Origin of the sequence: Escherichia sp. HH26CH, from assembly GCF_009820205.1 — a bacterium.
Classification (GTDB): domain Bacteria; phylum Pseudomonadota; class Gammaproteobacteria; order Enterobacterales; family Enterobacteriaceae; genus Escherichia; species Escherichia coli_F.
On record NZ_VNXM01000065.1, the window covers coordinates 36,185 to 52,799 of the forward strand.

A 16,615-nucleotide genomic window follows, 5' to 3' on the forward strand; every position below is an offset into this window, starting at 1 on the left:
ATCCTGGTCTAAGCCTGGAAAGGATCAATTTTCATCCGAACGTTCCTGACAGGAGAAGACCATGAGTAAAGTTGGTATTAACGGTTTTGGTCGTATCGGTCGACTGGTGTTGCGTCGATTACTTGAAGTCAAAAGTAACATAGACATTGTCGCTATTAATGATCTCACTTCCCCAAAAATTCTCGCCTACCTGCTGAAACATGATTCAAACTACGGACCGTTCCCCTGGAGCGTTGATTTTACGGAAGATTCACTTATCGTTGATGGAAAAAGTATCGCGGTTTACGCCGAAAAAGAGGCTAAAAATATTCCATGGAAAGCGAAAGGCGCAGAAATCATTGTCGAATGTACTGGCTTTTATACCTCCGCCGAGAAATCGCAGGCGCACCTTGATGCTGGTGCGAAGAAGGTGTTGATTTCCGCCCCTGCCGGTGAAATGAAAACCATCGTTTATAACGTCAATGACGACACACTGGATGGCAACGACACCATTGTTTCCGTGGCGTCATGCACCACTAACTGTCTTGCACCGATGGCCAAAGCCTTGCACGACAGTTTCGGAATAGAAGTCGGCACGATGACGACCATTCATGCCTATACTGGCACCCAGTCACTGGTGGATGGCCCGCGAGGTAAAGATCTACGAGCTTCACGTGCAGCGGCAGAAAATATCATTCCCCACACTACAGGCGCGGCAAAAGCCATTGGTCTGGTGATCCCAGAACTGAGCGGCAAACTGAAAGGTCATGCGCAACGCGTACCCGTGAAAACAGGTTCGGTCACTGAGCTGGTTTCCATTCTCGGAAAAAAAGTGACTGCCGAAGAGGTGAACAGCGCGCTTAAAAAGGCGACAAATAATAACGAGTCATTTGGTTATACCGATGAAGAAATAGTTTCTTCCGATATCATTGGCAGCCATTTCGGTTCGGTGTTTGATGCCACGCAAACGGAAATTACCGCCGTGGGCGATTTACAACTGGTGAAAACGGTCGCCTGGTACGATAACGAATATGGCTTCGTCACACAGCTTATTCGCACCCTCGAAAAATTCGCTAAACTCTGACGCGCACAGGCGGAGGAAAATACCTCCGCCTCTTTCTCTCATTACGACTGTAAATAAACCACCTGGGTTTGCAAATATTCATGTAAGCCATGTTTACCATCTGCTCCGCCAATACCGGATTTACGCCATCCGGCGTGGAAGCCTTGCATAGCTTCAAAGTTTTCACGGTTGATGTAAGTTTCACCAAACTTCAGCCCTTTAATGGCTTTCATCGCGACGTTCAGATTTTGGGTATAGAGTGATGAGGTCAGGCCGTAATCACTGTCATTAGCCATTGCGATAGCCTCTTCCAGCGTGTCAAATGCGACCACTGGCAGCACCGGGCCAAAGGTTTCCTCGTGCATAATCGACATTTCCTGACGAACATCCAGTAGCAATGTCGGCGGATAATAATATCCTTTCCCCTCTACTGCCTTGCCCCCCAACGCCACTCTCGCCCCCTCTTCGACTGCGCGCGCCACTTTTTGCTCGACCCTTTCCAGCGCCGCGGCGTTAATCAACGGCCCCATCGCAATGTCGTTGCGTTCAGCGGGATTACCAAATTGAACCGCCTGCATCGCTTCACCCAGCCGATTGACGAACTGATCATAAATGCCTTTCTGTACATAAACACGTTCTGCACAGTTACACACTTGCCCACTATTAATGACGCGTGAATCAACGATGGCTTTGACTGCCAGTTCAAGATCGGCATCGTCCATTACGATAGCTGGTGCTTTACCACCCAATTCCAGACACACTTTTGTGATATTTTTTGCTGCAGTCGCCATGATCTTTTCACCTGCAGAGACGCTGCCTGTCATACTGACCATTGCGACCTTTGGGTTACCCGCCAGTTCTTGCCCAACAGTTTCACCACGCCCCAGCACAAGGTTAAACACACCGCGTGGAAGGCCTATTTCATCGACAATTTTGGCAAAAGCAATCGCATTGTTTGGCGTAAATTCACTGGGTTTAATGACGATGGTATTACCGGTCAAAAGAGCGGGAGCCATTTTGCGGGCAATGAGGAAGAACGGGAAGTTCCACGGCAGAATGCCGGTAGTCACGCCAAGTGCACGTTTAAACAGAAGAATATTTTCTCCTGGACGATCGCTTTGAATAATCTCGCCTTCATAACGCCGTGCCCACTCCGCCATGTAATCGATATAGTCCGCAGTAAAAGCCACTTCGACTTCAGACAGCTGCTGAATCTTGCCCCCTTCTTCAACAATCAGCGCACTGATTTCACCGGCGCGTTCGCGGATCCCGGCGGAGATTTTGCGCAACCAACTGGCGCGTTCAATGGCAGGCAACGCTTCCCATTCTGGTTGTGCACGTTCTGCTGCATCGATTGCCTTACGGGCATCTTCAGCCTGACCATCGGGAATGCGGGAAATGACCGCCTCTGTTGCGGGGTTAACCACATCAATCCATGCGTCTCCACGCCAGGTAACAAACTGTCCATCGATATACATAGGATGTTGAACGGGTACTGACATGGGAGACTCCTGTGATTTATATGTTTGTTTTTGGTAAATGCATTGTTAATTAACATCAATCATCATAGAGACGGCATCGTGAAAGGACAATTCTGTGAAGGGCTTCATAAAAACAAGTGTAAAAGGAATAAAAGGCAGAAATAAACGTCAGGAGTCATGCCCGTTTGCAAACAAATGGTTAACAAACGGGCAATTTTTAACGTAACGAGCGACTTTCCATCGCCTCGATAAGCACAGCATCGTGTTTCAGCCTTTGCCATGCCTGGGTGACTTCTGCAGGAAAATCAACGTGAACGATAAAATCTCGCCCACGGGGACCATAGCCATCACTATCATCGTGTAAACGTGGCATCTCACCGGTAAGCAGTGATAGATAACGCTCAACCGGCCATAATCCTTCTAACTGGTTAATAAAGATTACACTGTCTTCGTTATTTCCCAACTGAGGAACGAATCCGGGATAACTTAACCAACGAGGTGCGTCTGGATTGTCACCGGTAATACGACGGAACGTCGCCATTGTGCGCCGCTGCATGGTGGGGTCCTGAACAACGATAGCCGTATGAACTCTTTCTACGGCCTGATTCAGTAGAGCAATGCTAAAGCGTGCGTTTTCACCGCAGTTTGTTGACTGGTCTTCAATCCAGATTTTTTCATGCGGAATGTGCCAGAACTGATGAGCGATATCCGCCAGGATGGTAGCTTCTGCTCTGCCAGTGGTGCGGATAGTGTTGTAGTGCGGATGCTGTGCGATGGCGCTATACAAAAAAGTTGTCGAGTGACCGATACCACCACTAATCAGTAGAGGAATTTGCTGATCGCGGGCAATCTTACATGCCGCATCGATAGTCGGTATAACCGCATTGCCTGCAAGGATCACGCAATCGGCCTGATACGGCACCTCACCGGAGAAATCATCCTGCGCCAGCCACTGACCGATAACATTTATGGCATCTATGGTTGCAGTCGAAAGTTTGGGAAACGGGGTAATGTTCATGGTTCCTCCTTATCGTTCCCTTAAGAATACTGCGTGAGATAATAATGAGAAGCGGAGACCTCTGAAAGGAGGAAGTCGTATTTACTTAACCGCCACTCCGCAAGCCTGACATATCTTTTAAGGAAATGCTGTAGATAAACATTATTCATCTTGCAGCTGAGAATTGTATTTTTCTGAATTCCTGAATTTTTGCCCTTACCGTTTTAGAATTAATAAAAAACCCGGCGCTAAATGCTTACCGGGTTTTAGATTTATCAGGCAAATAGCAGCGTTAACCGCTAATCTGCTCCATCGCCTGTAGAATACGCTTATCTGAAATCGGATAAGGTGTACCGAGTTGTTGGGCAAAATAGCTGACGCGCAACTCCTCTATCATCCAGCGTATCTCTTTCACGTCTTCATCCTCACGACGTGCGGGCGGCAGTTTGTTGATCCATTGCTGCCACGCCTGCTGGACGTTTTCAACTTTCAGCATCTGGGCGCGGTCGCGATGTGGATCAACCGCCAGTTTTTCCAGACGTTTTTCAATCGCCTGTAAATAACGCAGCGTGTCGCCCAGCCGTTTAAAACCGTTGCCAGTGACAAAACCGCGATACACCAGCCCGCCCATCTGCGCTTTAATGTCAGAAAGCCCCAGCGCCATGGTCATATCCACCCGCCCTTTCAGGCGTTTGTTGATATTGAACACCGCCGTAAGGATTTGCTCTACCTGCTTCGCAATATCCACCACCGTGTCGTTCAGTTCAGCGCGCACTTTTTCATGAAGCGCAGCAAAGCCTTCTTCCGTCCAGACCGGGCCGCCCGCCTCATCAATCAATTTATCAACACCGCAGGAGATGCAGTCGTCAATGAGATCCAGCACTTTACCGTACGGGTTAAAGTAGAGACCCAGCTTTGCTTTGTTCGGCAGTTTCTCATGCAGATATTTAATTGGCGACGGAATGTTCAGCAGCAGCAAGCGACGCAAACCACGCCACATAGCCTGCTGTTGTTCCTGCGGGTTATCAAAAAGCTTAATCGCTACGCTGTCACGCTCATCCACCAGCGCAGGCCAGGCCTTCACTTTGTAGTTGCCACGTTTCTGCTCGTAGTGATCCGGTAAATTACCGAAGCTCCAGATATGTAACCCGCTTTGCTCAATACCATCATCGGCAACGGCGGAAAGCGTTTCCTGCACTTTGCCTTTCAGGGCGTCTTTCAGATCCTGTAATGAGCGCCCTTCTTTTAGCTTCTTATTTTTGTCATCCACCACACGGAAGGTGATTTTCAGGTGATCGGGCACCTGATCCCAGTGCCAGTCTTCGCGGTCAACGGTAACGCCGGTCATCCGCCGTAGCTCGCGCTCAAGGCTGTCGAGCAACGGCAGTTCCAGCGGCGTGACGCGACCTAAAAACGCTTCGGCGTAGTTTGGCGCGGGCACAAAATTACGCCGTACCGGTTTCGGCAACGATTTGATTAGAGCAATCACCAGTTCACGGCGCAGGCCGGGGATCTGCCACTCAAACCCGCTTTCCTCAACCTGGTTAAGTAACGGCAGCGGAATATGCACGGTCACACCGTCAGCATCCGCCCCCGGCTCAAACTGATAGCTTAAACGCAGCTTGAGATTACCCTGATGCCAAAAGTTCGGGTAATCCAGCTTGCTGATTTTTTCCGCCCCTTCTTTGATCAACATGCTCTTTTCAAAGTTGAGCAAATCAGGTATTTCGCGGCTGACTTTTTTCCACCAACTATCAAAGTGACGTGCAGAGATCACATCATGGCTGATGCGCTGGTCGTAGAACTCAAACAACGTTTCGTCATCCACCAGAATATCGCGGCGACGTGATTTGTGTTCCAGTTCTTCCACTTCTGCCCGTAGTTTCAGGTTTTCACGGAAGAATGCGTGACGCGTCTGCCAGTCACCTTCCACCAGCGCGTGGCGAATAAAAAGTTCACGGCACAACGCAGGATCAATCTGGCTGTAGTTGACCTTACGCGCAGCAACAATCGGCAACCCGTAAACGGTGACTTTTTCCGTTGCCATCACCGCGCCCTGCGCCCGTTCCCAGTGCGGTTCGCTGTAGGAGCGTTTAATCAAATGCTGGGCAACTGGCTCTACCCATTCCGGATCGATACGTGCCGCAATGCGCCCCCACAGGCGGCTGGTTTCTACCAGTTCCGCCACCATTGCCCATTTCGGCGGCTTCTTGAATAAACCAGAACCGGGGAAGATGGAGAAACGCGCGTTACGTGCGCCGGTATATTCCTGTTTATCGGCATCTTTCATGCCGATATGCGAAAGCAAACCTGTCAGTAAGGCGATGTGAATTTCGCGATACTCCGCCGGTTCGCTGTTAACCGGAATGCCAAGTTCTTTCACCACCTGGCGCAACTGGGTGTAGATATCCTGCCATTCGCGCACGCGCAGATAGTTAAGGTAATCGGTACGGCACAGGCGACGGAAGGCGTTTGAAGAGAGCGCCTTTTGCTGCTCGCCGAGATAATTCCACAGATTTACAAACGCCAGGAAGTCGGATTCTTTATCGTGGAAGCGACGATGTTTTTCGTCCGATGCCTGCTGCTTGTCCATTGGCCGCTCACGCGGGTCCTGAATAGAGAGCGCGGACGTGATAATCATCGCCTCACGCACGCAGCCATGTTTCTGCGCTTCCAGCACCATTCGCGCCAGACGTGGGTCGACAGGCAGTTGCGAGAGCTGGCGACCGAGCGGCGTCAGTTTATAGGCGCTGGCCTGTTCATCAGTGGTGATCGCGCCCAGCTCTTCGAGCAGACGCACGCCATCCTGGATATTGCGTTTATCCGGCGCTTCGACAAACGGGAACGCGGCGATATCGCCCAGCCCCAGCGCGGTCATCTGCAAAATAACCGAGGCCAGGTTGGTACGCAGAATCTCCGGATCGGTAAACTCCGGGCGCGAGAGGAAATCGTCTTCGGAATAAAGACGAATGCAGATCCCTTCTGACACACGACCACAGCGGCCTTTACGCTGATTAGCTGAAGCCTGCGAAATGGGCTCAATCGGCAAACGCTGCACTTTGGTGCGATAGCTGTAGCGGCTGATACGCGCCGTACCTGGGTCGATAACGTATTTAATCCCCGGCACGGTCAGCGACGTTTCAGCGACGTTAGTCGCCAGCACAATGCGCCGTCCGCTGTGCGACTGGAAGACGCGGTTCTGCTCGCTGTTCGAAAGCCGTGCATAAAGCGGAAGAATTTCCGTATGGCGTAAGTTCAGCTTGTTCAGCGCATCGGCGGTATCGCGAATTTCTCGCTCGCCGCTCATAAAAATCAGAATGTCGCCAGGGCTTTCCTGGCTCAGTTCATCTACGGCATCGAAAATCGCCTGCAACTGGTCGCGCTCGGTGTCATCAGCTTCTTCAACAATCGGGCGATAGCGCACCTCCACCGGATAGGTCCGACCGGAGACTTCGATAATCGGCGCATTATTAAAGTGGCGCGAAAAGCGTTCCGGGTCGATAGTCGCGGAAGTGATAATGATTTTTAGGTCAGGACGCTGCGGCAGCAACTCTTTCAAATAGCCGAGCAGAAAATCGATATTCAGGCTGCGTTCGTGCGCTTCGTCAATAATGATGGTGTCGTACTGCATCAGCAGGCGGTCTTGCTGGATCTCCGCCAGCAGGATACCGTCGGTCATCAGCTTGACCATCGTGTTATCACTTACGTGATCGCTGAAACGCACTTTATACCCGATGCAACCGCCCGGCTCCGTTTTCAGCTCTTCCGCAATACGGTTCGCCACCGTTCGTGCCGCCAGACGACGCGGCTGGGTATGGCCGATCAGCCCTTTAATCCCGCGGCCCAGCTCCATACAGATTTTCGGTAGCTGAGTCGTTTTACCGGAACCCGTTTCCCCGGCGACGATCACCACCTGGTGATCACGGATTGCTTCGAGAATGTCCTGCTTTTTCTGACTAACCGGCAAATTGTCTGGATAAGTGATTTCCGGTCGTACTGCTTCACGCAGCAGGACTTTCCCTGCCGCCTGGTCAATCTCTTTCGCCATCTCCTGGAAAATGGCCTGTTGTGCATCAGGATTTTTAACCTTCTTCACGCCGTGCAGACGGCGGGAAAAACGCAGTCTGTCACGCAGCATCAGCGAATCCAACCGTTGCTGCAAGGCCGTAAAGGTCAATTTTTGTTGTTCTGTCATAACGTTAGTGGGCAGTAGGCTGCCTGATTAATTTTCTTTTAAATGATAGATATAGAGTACCACATCGCGGCTTTCTATGCGTTGTTCAATAAATTCGAACATAGGCTTCGATTTATTGCGCTATCTCTGTGGCAGGATTGTGAATAAAGTGTCAACAAGCAACGGGGCATCGCCCATTCAAACATCTATAAGGAAACACCATGAGCAAGGTATTAGTTCTTAAATCCAGCATCCTGGCAGGGTACTCTCAGTCTAATCAGTTGTCCGATTATTTTGTTGAACAATGGCGCGAAAAGCACTCCGCTGATGAAATCACCGTGCGTGACCTGGCTGCAAATCCGATTCCGGTACTGGATGGCGAACTGGTTGGTGCACTGCGTCCGAGCGATGCGCCGCTGACTCCGCGTCAGCAGGAAGCTCTGGCGCTTTCCGATGAGCTGATTGCCGAGCTGAAAGCCCACGACGTTATCGTTATTGCGGCACCGATGTATAACTTCAACATCTCAACTCAGTTGAAAAACTATTTTGACCTGGTGGCACGTGCAGGCGTTACTTTCCGCTATACCGAGAACGGTCCGGAAGGTCTGGTAACGGGTAAAAAAGCCATCGTGATTACCAGCCGCGGTGGGATCCATAAAGATGGCCCAACGGATCTGGTAACGCCGTATCTGTCCACATTCCTGGGCTTTATCGGCATTACCGATGTGAAATTTGTCTTCGCCGAAGGGATCGCGTACGGCCCGGAAATGGCAGCGAAAGCGCAGTCTGACGCGAAAGCAGCCATCGACAGTATTGTTGCTGCATAACCGGACACTATTTTGATGTGGACTGTAGATATTCAGTCCACATCTCAATCCACTTACCTGTTTTCCCACAATCTCAGCATCGCTTTGTGCTCGTCTGTCAGCACAATCTGCGGGCGTCTGACGCGAATATAGTTAATCGCTTCATCAACGGTTTTACAGTGTCCGTAACATAACAGCCATGCGGCCACCACCAGCGCACTGCGCGATAATCCCAACGCGCAATGGACCAGAATGCTGCCTTGCTCTTTGCGTAATGTTTCCAGCATCGCCACGGCCTGTCGGAGCTCCCCCTCTTCCGGAACCACCAGATCCAACATCGGTACACAAAAATAGAGTCGATCTTTTGTCGCGCGTCCGCGAGGGAATTCAAAGGTGACGTCCAGAACTGCATTCTGTGCCGGAATATGTCGTGGAAACGTCCCTAAATAAACACCCGCAGTAATTTCGCTCACCGGCTCCAGCCGACGACAAAACCAGTGCATCGATATCCACATACCGATGCGCCAGGGCAACGTCAGCCAGTAAACGGCAGGCGGGAGTTTCCCCTGACTATCTTTCCCTGTTGTTATCGCGCCAAGCCCACCGTACCCACGGCCAATAATGAGTAGCGATAATACTGGCCAACATAACCAGACTGACCACCGTAACTGATTCATCATCATTAGCGTCATCAATACTATGCACGAACACGCGCCTACGACATATGGCAGTGCTATTTTGATTCGACGTTGATCAGGTGTCTGATAATTCCAGCGACGGTCGACGGGCACCATCCAGTCAATCAACATACCTACTGCCAGCCCTGTGATGACATCAATAAAATGATGCTGCCAGGTCGTCAGCGTCGAAATGGCGATGAGTAAAAACCATCCGCCACAGACTTTACGCCACCTCACAGCCAGATGCTGACGAAAGTGACGCCAAAGTAGCCAGCAGAGAATAATATGCAGCGAAGGGGACTGGTTATAAGGCAGATCAAACAGTTCAAGTTGCGAAAATAGCCATCCCGTCACCCCACTCACTTCAGGGCGGATAAAACTAAACTTCAGCGGATAGAGCAAAAAACCGCAACAGGCCATTACCGTTGCCAGAATAAGCCGGTGGACCAGTCGGCGCTGTTCGAATGTCGAGCGACAAACGAACAGCGAAAATCCATATAAAAGATCCAGACTCCAGTAAGGAACAATAGTCCAGGGAAGAAAAGGGATCGCCGTTTCCCAACCGAATACCTGACTGGGGATATCATGATTGTTAAGATCCTGAAACGCGGTGAACTGATTAAGAAATCCATATGTGAAGAAGAAAAACGGGGCCAGCACCAATAACCAGCCAGCTCCTTGTAGCAATACGCTCCGGCGTTCAGTTATCACGACGCACCGCCATCGAAACCGTAAAAATACCCCACTCATCAATCCGTTGTGTGCATTTATCAAATCCTGCATTACGCACGAGCGAATCCATCTCCCCTTGCGAACGCACGCGCATTACCCACGGTTTACCATCTTTATGACTGGTTAACACCCCGGCAATCAGCTCCAGTTGTGGGTGCCACGGCTGCCCGGTGTAGATAAGAATGCCACCCGGTTCGATGGCATTGGCAAGACCAGCGAGGGAGTTTTTTACCTGCTCGTTTTCGGGAAAAAGCTCATACAGGCCAGAGACAATCGCCAACGTAGGCCGCGGAGTTAACGCGCTGAGTTCTGCCGTATTAAACGCATCGCCCTGTTCAAAACGCGCCCGCCCAGACATTCCCTTTTGGGCAATCATCTCTTGCCCCTGTGCAACATTTAACTCACTGTAATCACGTAACAAAATATCGCTTACGGCAGGCTCGTTTGCCAGCGCATCCAGTACATAGCGCCCATGCCCTGCGGCAATGTCAACCACGCGGACGGCTAAACCTTTGGCGTGGAGATCGGCAACGGCTTGTTTAATCAGCATTTGTAAATGGGCTTTGCGCTGGCGAATACCGCGCCAGCCAACACTGTTCAGGTAGATTTTGTCGATAAAACGCCCGAATGCGTTACTGCCTTGCGGTTGATTTTGATAAACATAATCCAGCGAACTGCCTGAATCAAAGCCGGTGCTCATTCCGAGATGCAGGCCCGCAGATTGCGCCCCGAACAGTTTCATCGCCTTTCGCATAAAGCGATACGCCAAATCAACTGGCGATAATTGCACGGGTCCACCAGAAAGGAGCCGCCATCGATCCGCAGATGGTCCTGTGCGGTCTTCATGCTGATAATCAAATTTTTGCGACTTGTTAGCATATAAACGGCTGATAAAACTTTGCATTTTTTCAAATGCCTGCGCCCTGTTCTCTTCACCCAACGTGTCGTGATAAAAGCCCGGCAGCAGATGCAGCTCTTTCAGAGGGCTACGTAATCTCTGATAAAAATCAATCTGCGGTTGGCGATGTACCACATAGTCATCGCCCGATATCAATAGTTGCGTGGGGAGCGTAATCGCCGCCGCATCGCTAACAATACGTTCAGACGTTTTATAGAGATCGAGCAAGATATTGACGGCAATCGCCCGTGTGATCAGCGGATCATTATTGAAACTCGCTACCCGTTCCCAATCGTGGGTCAAATAGCATCCTTTCACATAGGAATTAATAAAAAACAGACCACGCAGACGATGCCATAACGCCAGCGCAGGACGTGCCAGCGGCACATACAATTTAACCTTAAAGGCAGGAGAAGCCAGCACCAGCCCGCGAATTGCAGGCGCATAATCATGAACCCATGTGGCAACCAGCACTGCGCCGACACTTTGCGCGATCACAACCACCTCTTCCAGTCCAACCTGGCTGTCGCTGGCAGCAAAACGGACAAATTCATCGACATCCTGCACAGAGCGCATAAGAGATGGGCTATAACCACGCGGCCCCGAAGTTTGTCCATGCCCTCGGGCATCCCATGCATAAAAAGCAGTATCTGGCATCGCCAGTTCATCAACGATATGTTGTAGACGACCAGAATGTTCATGACCGCGATGAAATAAGACGATGACCTTTTTCACCCCTGGCTGTAAAGCGGGCCAGTGCCGATAAAACAACGCTGTATTATCACTGGTGGTAAAAAAATGTTCCCCAGGGATGCGTGAATTTTCCATTTTCTCTATTTTCCTTCAGTAACAGCAGTAGCGAATAAAATAAAAAATACCGGAGCGGTGAAAATTAATGAGTCAATCCTGTCAAGGAGTCCGCCATGTCCTGGTAATAGTTTTCCACTATCTTTAACACCAATATCTCGTTTGATGGCTGACATCACTACATCGCCGCAAAAACCACTAATACCAATTAACAAACCCGCTAATAATGCCTGTAATGTATCTAGCGGTGTCAGCAACGGTCCAATAATCAGTGACGCAATCATGGTGGTGATTACGCCGCCCATCAGACCTTCCAATGTTTTTCCCGGGCTGATTTTAGGGACCACTTTTCTTCTGCCGCAGGATTTTCCCCATAAATACTGTGCAATATCGTTTGACTCGGTTAATGCCAAAAGGAATAACACCAGTAACGCCCCGCCCTGGATATTTGTGGTTGGCAACATTAATAACCAGGCGGCATGACTCAAGGCGAAAACGGTCATTATCCAGCCACAAAAAATGGCGCTCACGGTATGCAGAAAACCGGAGGGGTCACCCACAAAAACTCGCCAGGTGGCTAATATCAGAAACCCAGCCAAAGGTATAAATAACAGAAACAGCTCAAAGCAATTAAAACCGATAAGCAAATAGTTAAGAGGAATAACCCAATATAACCAACGCGGAAAATGTACGAATACAAGCGTACAATATTCTTTCAATGCCAGAAAACTTATCAGCGCAAAAAACGTCAATGTCATCAAGCGTGGACCTGAAATCACTAGTGAAAAACAAATAACGATGCTCCACCAGGTACGAATACGTAATGTAACTTCATCTCCTTTTCTCTCCGGTAACCGCCATACCAGAAAACGGTTTATCAGCGTTGCTAAAATTAACAACACGAAAAGTATTGCCAGAGATTTTTCCAGCATTACTTTTCAGCGCTCATAAGGAGCACGCTTCGACAACGATTAATCGCAGTCCAGAGAAGCAGAATTGAAGCAATGCTCCATAAAAGATTATTCCATTGCATCCACTGTGGATAAATGGCAACGGCCAGCCCCCACAAACCAAATATTAACGCACGATCGCTTTTGCCAAATGGACCGGCATAACTGCGAATACCGTTAATCGTCTGCGCGAGTAAACCGCAAAACTCAGTCAATAGGGTGCAAAATAACATGAGTATTACGAGTGATGCGTTACTTTCCGGTAAAAATAAAAACGGTAAATAGAGCGCAATATCGGAAATAACATCGCCAGTTTCATTCAAAATCGCCCCAAGACGTGTTTGCTGATTACACTCACGCGCCATCATGCCATCCAGCGCATTGAGTGCCATACGGACAAAAAGCACGATGGGCAATAGCAAAAAGAGGATGGGTCGTGCCACCAACATCAACAGCAATCCGGTAAGAAGAGAAAGCGCCAGTGCAGCAAGAGTGATGTGATTCGCTGTAACATGGTGCTTATAAAGCCAAAACATCGTCGGCCTTAACAGCGACTGAAAGAGCGGTTTTATCTGGTAGAGCGTCATTATCAATCCTTGATAATTCGGTTTGCGCTATGGTGCATCAATTCCCCTGACGGAGATATCGCAACACGCCGCTTCATTAAAAATTCAGAATATATCAAGGTATTGGGGACTCACTGCCAGGAATGATTATCCCCAATTAATCAAATGGTTAAGAAACATTACGTTGTGGATCAATACAACTCATCAAGTTTTCTCATCGCTTGTTCCCGTATTGCGCGCGTCTTACCGTTAAGCGCCAGCTGGCGAACTAAATCTAGTTCAGGGTTAACAAGCTCTAACGCCAGCAAAGGATTACGTTTCAGCCTCGCCTTCAATACATCAACTGGAAAGCGGGGATTATTCATCGCCACAATCCACCACTCGGGATCAATTTCTGCCGCCAGTGCCGCAGGGGGGGTGTGGCGGTTGCTAAGTGCGCCGAACTTGAAAAATGTGAGATTGCTTTTCGCCAGTGTACTCCACCATATACGATCCGGTTGTTTTGCCAGTACATCCAGTTGTGCTAACGCATCGGGGTCGAGTGCATAATAAACACGTAACGCTTCGTTAACCTGCGCACGGGAACTGTTTTCCTGCCTCAGAAAAAACTTCGCCCAAATATCATTGCGTGGCGTGTTTTGCTGTAATTCCTTGAGAACAACAGCGGGTAAATTATCCCAACTAATTAATGCACTCTCTAAAAAGTCCCAGTCGTCCGAACGTATCAGAGAGGTGGCATTTAATAGCATCTGGTCATCAACTTCACCGTAGCTGATAAGCTCAGACAAAATCATATCAGCGCTGGTTTCATATGCATCTGAATCTGCTTTGGGATTATTTTTCCGATGCGATAAAGCACGTTGCCAAATTTTTTGTTTCATCGACGTGCTCAGATACTGATTTTTCGCCAGATTACTCCACCCCTCAGGATCGTTGAAACGTGTCAATAACCGTTGTAGAGCAGCGTCAGAGTGAATTACCTGCATATCCCGACAGCAAAAGTAGGCAGGGGATTTTTTCTCCATCCTTTTAACAAAATTAAACTGTAAGTTATCTGGCAATGCTAAAAATAACACACGTATTAGATCATCGTCATTCTCGAATTTTTGGTATAAATATACTGCAACTTTGTCACTCTCTTGTGGCGTCATCCGCAATAATTGACCATGGTGTTTCATCTCTGCCAGCTTGAACGCTAAGCTTGTGACAACATTGTTTGATGAATCGTTCGCCAACTGCATTGCCTGATTGTAGGTGAGTTGTCCTCCAGCACCGACCTGACGAATAGAGGGATCATCACTGCGGATATAGCCATCAATAATGGATTCGGGCAATAACCACGCATCTTTATAAAGCTCCTGAATGATCATATCCCAATCTCTTTTCGCCAGAGTCATGACGATATCCAGAGGGAGATTTTCACGTAGCGCAAGATTCAACGGACCGACACCATCAGGTAGATGACTCATTCGCGTCATTATTTCGACAGAGAGCGGTTCACGGTCGAGCAACCCCAGAACAACAGGCTGGTAACCCAATTGCTGATCGGTCAACTCCAGAATCTCATTGTCAGGCATATATCTCGCCATACTTGCAATCGTTTGTCCATCATTGCTATTAATAAGTTGTTTGCGTAGGTTAGCTGAAATTCCTTTAAGCCTTGGGAGAGTTCGCATTATGGCAAGATCAAATGTCGCAATATCTCGTCCTTCAAATGCAGCAACGTTGCCTTCATCCAGCATTTGCAATTCCTGCACTAACTCAGGAGAAGGCTTAGGGCGAAACAGCGCTTCTTTTTTCATCTGATTACAGACATTCCCTGCCATGCGAATATTGCTTCGCTTAAAAATTTCTTTCAGAGCATCTTCATCATTTATTAGACCCCAATAATATGCATCAGGATTTATTATCATCAGCGCTTTTTTGACATTTTCAGTGTCATTTTTATCACTCGCACGGACCATGAATTCACTATTTGTCGAAGACGCAATAACAGGTGCAATTATGTCATTGATAAATATCCCACGCGCATTAATACTCCCCTTAATCGTAGACGGATTATCGTAATATGAGTCGATGAATACCAGTCCACTTGCATTTATCGAACCGGTAATTAACAGTGGCGAATCTGTAACTATATTCGTTGCCGTCACGTTACCGAGAATAACCCATGGATTAGAAAGTGAGAAAGTGGAAATATTTCCTTTGACTGTCAAATTACCAAGGACAATCAACTTTTCATTACTTTCTATATTACCGTCTACCACTAAATCGCCACGATGCACTTTCCAGTCCGATGCAGATAAACCGAAGGGGACAAGATTCACGCTACTGTTGATAGCTTGTTCAACTTGCTGTTTATCTTCAGCGGTAGCCGCAGATAAAAATGGATTAATATCAACTGCATTTGCAACACATCGAAGTTCCGCCTGTACTGGAAGACTCAGGATAAACAGGGGAAGTAAACGTATCCAGCCGCAAATCCTGGCCTTAAACATATGCACTCCATGCCATTAAAAAAGAAACAAAAGGGAAATGCATCTTTCCCTTTTGTATATTCGTTATTCTCGCGAAATACCATCCAACGTAGACAACACGTCCGCAGAAAGATGCAATTTTTCTGAGGCCATATTCTCCCGTAAATGAGCAACAGAAGACGTTCCTGGGATCAGCAAAATATTCGGTGAACGTTGTAACAGCCACGCCAGCGCCACCTGCATTGGTGTCGCATTAAGGCTCGCAGCAACATCGGAAAGCGTGGAGGATTGCAGCGGCGTAAAGCCCCCGAGCGGAAAGAACGGCACGTAGGCAATGCCGTCACGAGCCAAAGCATCAATCATTGCGTCATCAGCACGATGAGCAATGTTGTATTCGTTTTGCACACAGACAATTTCGGTAATCTTACGCGCCTCTGCAACCTGCGTCGGTGTGACGTTGCTCAGGCCAATATGTTTTACCAGGCCTTGTTGTCGCATCTCTGCCAGCACGGTCAGGCTGGCTTCAATCGATCCTTCCGCTGGGCCATGATCATCCCCCATCATAACGCGCAGGTTAACCACATCCAGTACGTCCAGTCCGAGATTACGTAGATTATCGTGTACCGCTTTTTGCAACTCTGCCGGAGAAAATGCGGGCAACCAGGAGGCGTCCTCTCCACGCCGCGCCCCAATTTTAGTAACAATGGTCAGGTCGTCAGAGTAAGGATAAAGCGCTTCGCGGATAATCTGATTGGTGACGTGCGGACCATAAAAGTCACTGGTATCAATGTGATTGACGCCCAATGCTAGCGCCTCGCGCAGAACGGTTATAGCGACGTGGCGATCTCTGGGCGGGCCGAAAACCCCAGGACCTGCCAGTTGCATCGCGCCATAACCAAGACGGTTAACGGATTTTGTACCGAGAGTAAATGTGTTGCTGCTCATCGCACCCTGCCCTGTAATAAAACGAATTCAGAAAAATCAGTATAGAAATGAAAAGAGATA

The 16,615-nt window shown here is 48.8% G+C and carries 10 protein-coding genes and 1 pseudogene; 2 read left to right on the forward strand and 9 right to left on the reverse strand.

What is annotated here, in order from left to right; translation table 11 throughout:
• Positions 1-61 precede the first annotated feature (61 nt).
• On the forward strand, positions 62-1,063 hold the full coding sequence (gene gap / locus FQ015_RS21005; protein WP_105278868.1) for a type I glyceraldehyde-3-phosphate dehydrogenase: 1,002 nt from the start codon (positions 62-64) through the stop codon (positions 1,061-1,063).
• Positions 1,064-1,104: 41 nt separating this feature from the next.
• Here the strand turns inward: gap and aldA are convergent, their stop codons facing one another.
• From aldA to hrpA, 3 genes are all read right to left on the reverse strand, one after another.
• A complete protein-coding gene (aldA, locus tag FQ015_RS21010; RefSeq protein WP_039020852.1) occupies positions 1,105-2,544 on the reverse strand; it encodes an aldehyde dehydrogenase in 1,440 nt (479 codons plus the stop codon).
• A 196-nt stretch (positions 2,545-2,740) separates the two neighbouring features.
• Positions 2,741-3,541, reverse strand: coding sequence for a DUF218 domain-containing protein YdcF (gene ydcF, locus FQ015_RS21015; RefSeq protein WP_160524458.1), 801 nt, complete (start codon positions 3,539-3,541; stop codon positions 2,741-2,743).
• 271 nt (positions 3,542-3,812) lie between these two features.
• Positions 3,813-7,715 carry an ATP-dependent RNA helicase HrpA gene (hrpA, locus tag FQ015_RS21020; protein WP_160524459.1) on the reverse strand — a complete coding sequence of 1,301 codons (3,903 nt, stop codon included), beginning with the start codon at positions 7,713-7,715 and terminating at the stop codon, positions 3,813-3,815.
• Positions 7,716-7,915: 200 nt separating this feature from the next.
• Between hrpA and azoR the strand changes: the two genes are divergently transcribed.
• Positions 7,916-8,521, forward strand: a complete 606-nt coding sequence (azoR, locus tag FQ015_RS21025) for an FMN-dependent NADH-azoreductase (protein ID WP_000048948.1) — start codon at positions 7,916-7,918, stop codon at positions 8,519-8,521.
• Positions 8,522-8,574: 53 nt separating this feature from the next.
• Here azoR and FQ015_RS21030 read toward each other — a convergent pair whose 3' ends face one another.
• The 6 genes and pseudogenes from FQ015_RS21030 to pdxI form a co-directional block, all read right to left on the reverse strand.
• A complete protein-coding gene (locus FQ015_RS21030; RefSeq protein ID WP_160524460.1) occupies positions 8,575-9,891 on the reverse strand; it encodes a phosphatase PAP2/dual specificity phosphatase family protein in 1,317 nt (438 codons plus the stop codon).
• Positions 9,881-11,638: a bifunctional alpha/beta hydrolase/class I SAM-dependent methyltransferase gene (locus FQ015_RS21035; protein ID WP_039020847.1), complete on the reverse strand. Its 1,758-nt coding sequence runs from the start codon at positions 11,636-11,638 to the stop codon at positions 9,881-9,883. The genes FQ015_RS21030 and FQ015_RS21035 overlap by 11 nt, the downstream gene beginning before the upstream one ends.
• Before the next feature lie 15 nt (positions 11,639-11,653).
• Positions 11,654-12,549, reverse strand: a pseudogene (locus FQ015_RS21040) (phosphatidate cytidylyltransferase).
• Positions 12,549-13,154 carry a CDP-alcohol phosphatidyltransferase family protein gene (locus FQ015_RS21045; protein WP_160524462.1) on the reverse strand — a complete coding sequence of 202 codons (606 nt, stop codon included), beginning with the start codon at positions 13,152-13,154 and terminating at the stop codon, positions 12,549-12,551. Before FQ015_RS21045 ends, FQ015_RS21040 begins: the two are co-directional and overlap by 1 nt.
• Positions 13,155-13,324: 170 nt before the next feature.
• A complete protein-coding gene (locus FQ015_RS21050) occupies positions 13,325-15,631 on the reverse strand; it encodes a DUF2773 domain-containing bactofilin (RefSeq protein ID WP_160524463.1) in 2,307 nt (768 codons plus the stop codon).
• A 63-nt stretch (positions 15,632-15,694) separates the two neighbouring features.
• Positions 15,695-16,555: a pyridoxine 4-dehydrogenase gene (gene pdxI / locus FQ015_RS21055; RefSeq protein WP_160524464.1), complete on the reverse strand. Its 861-nt coding sequence runs from the start codon at positions 16,553-16,555 to the stop codon at positions 15,695-15,697.
• Positions 16,556-16,615: the final 60 nt, after the last annotated feature.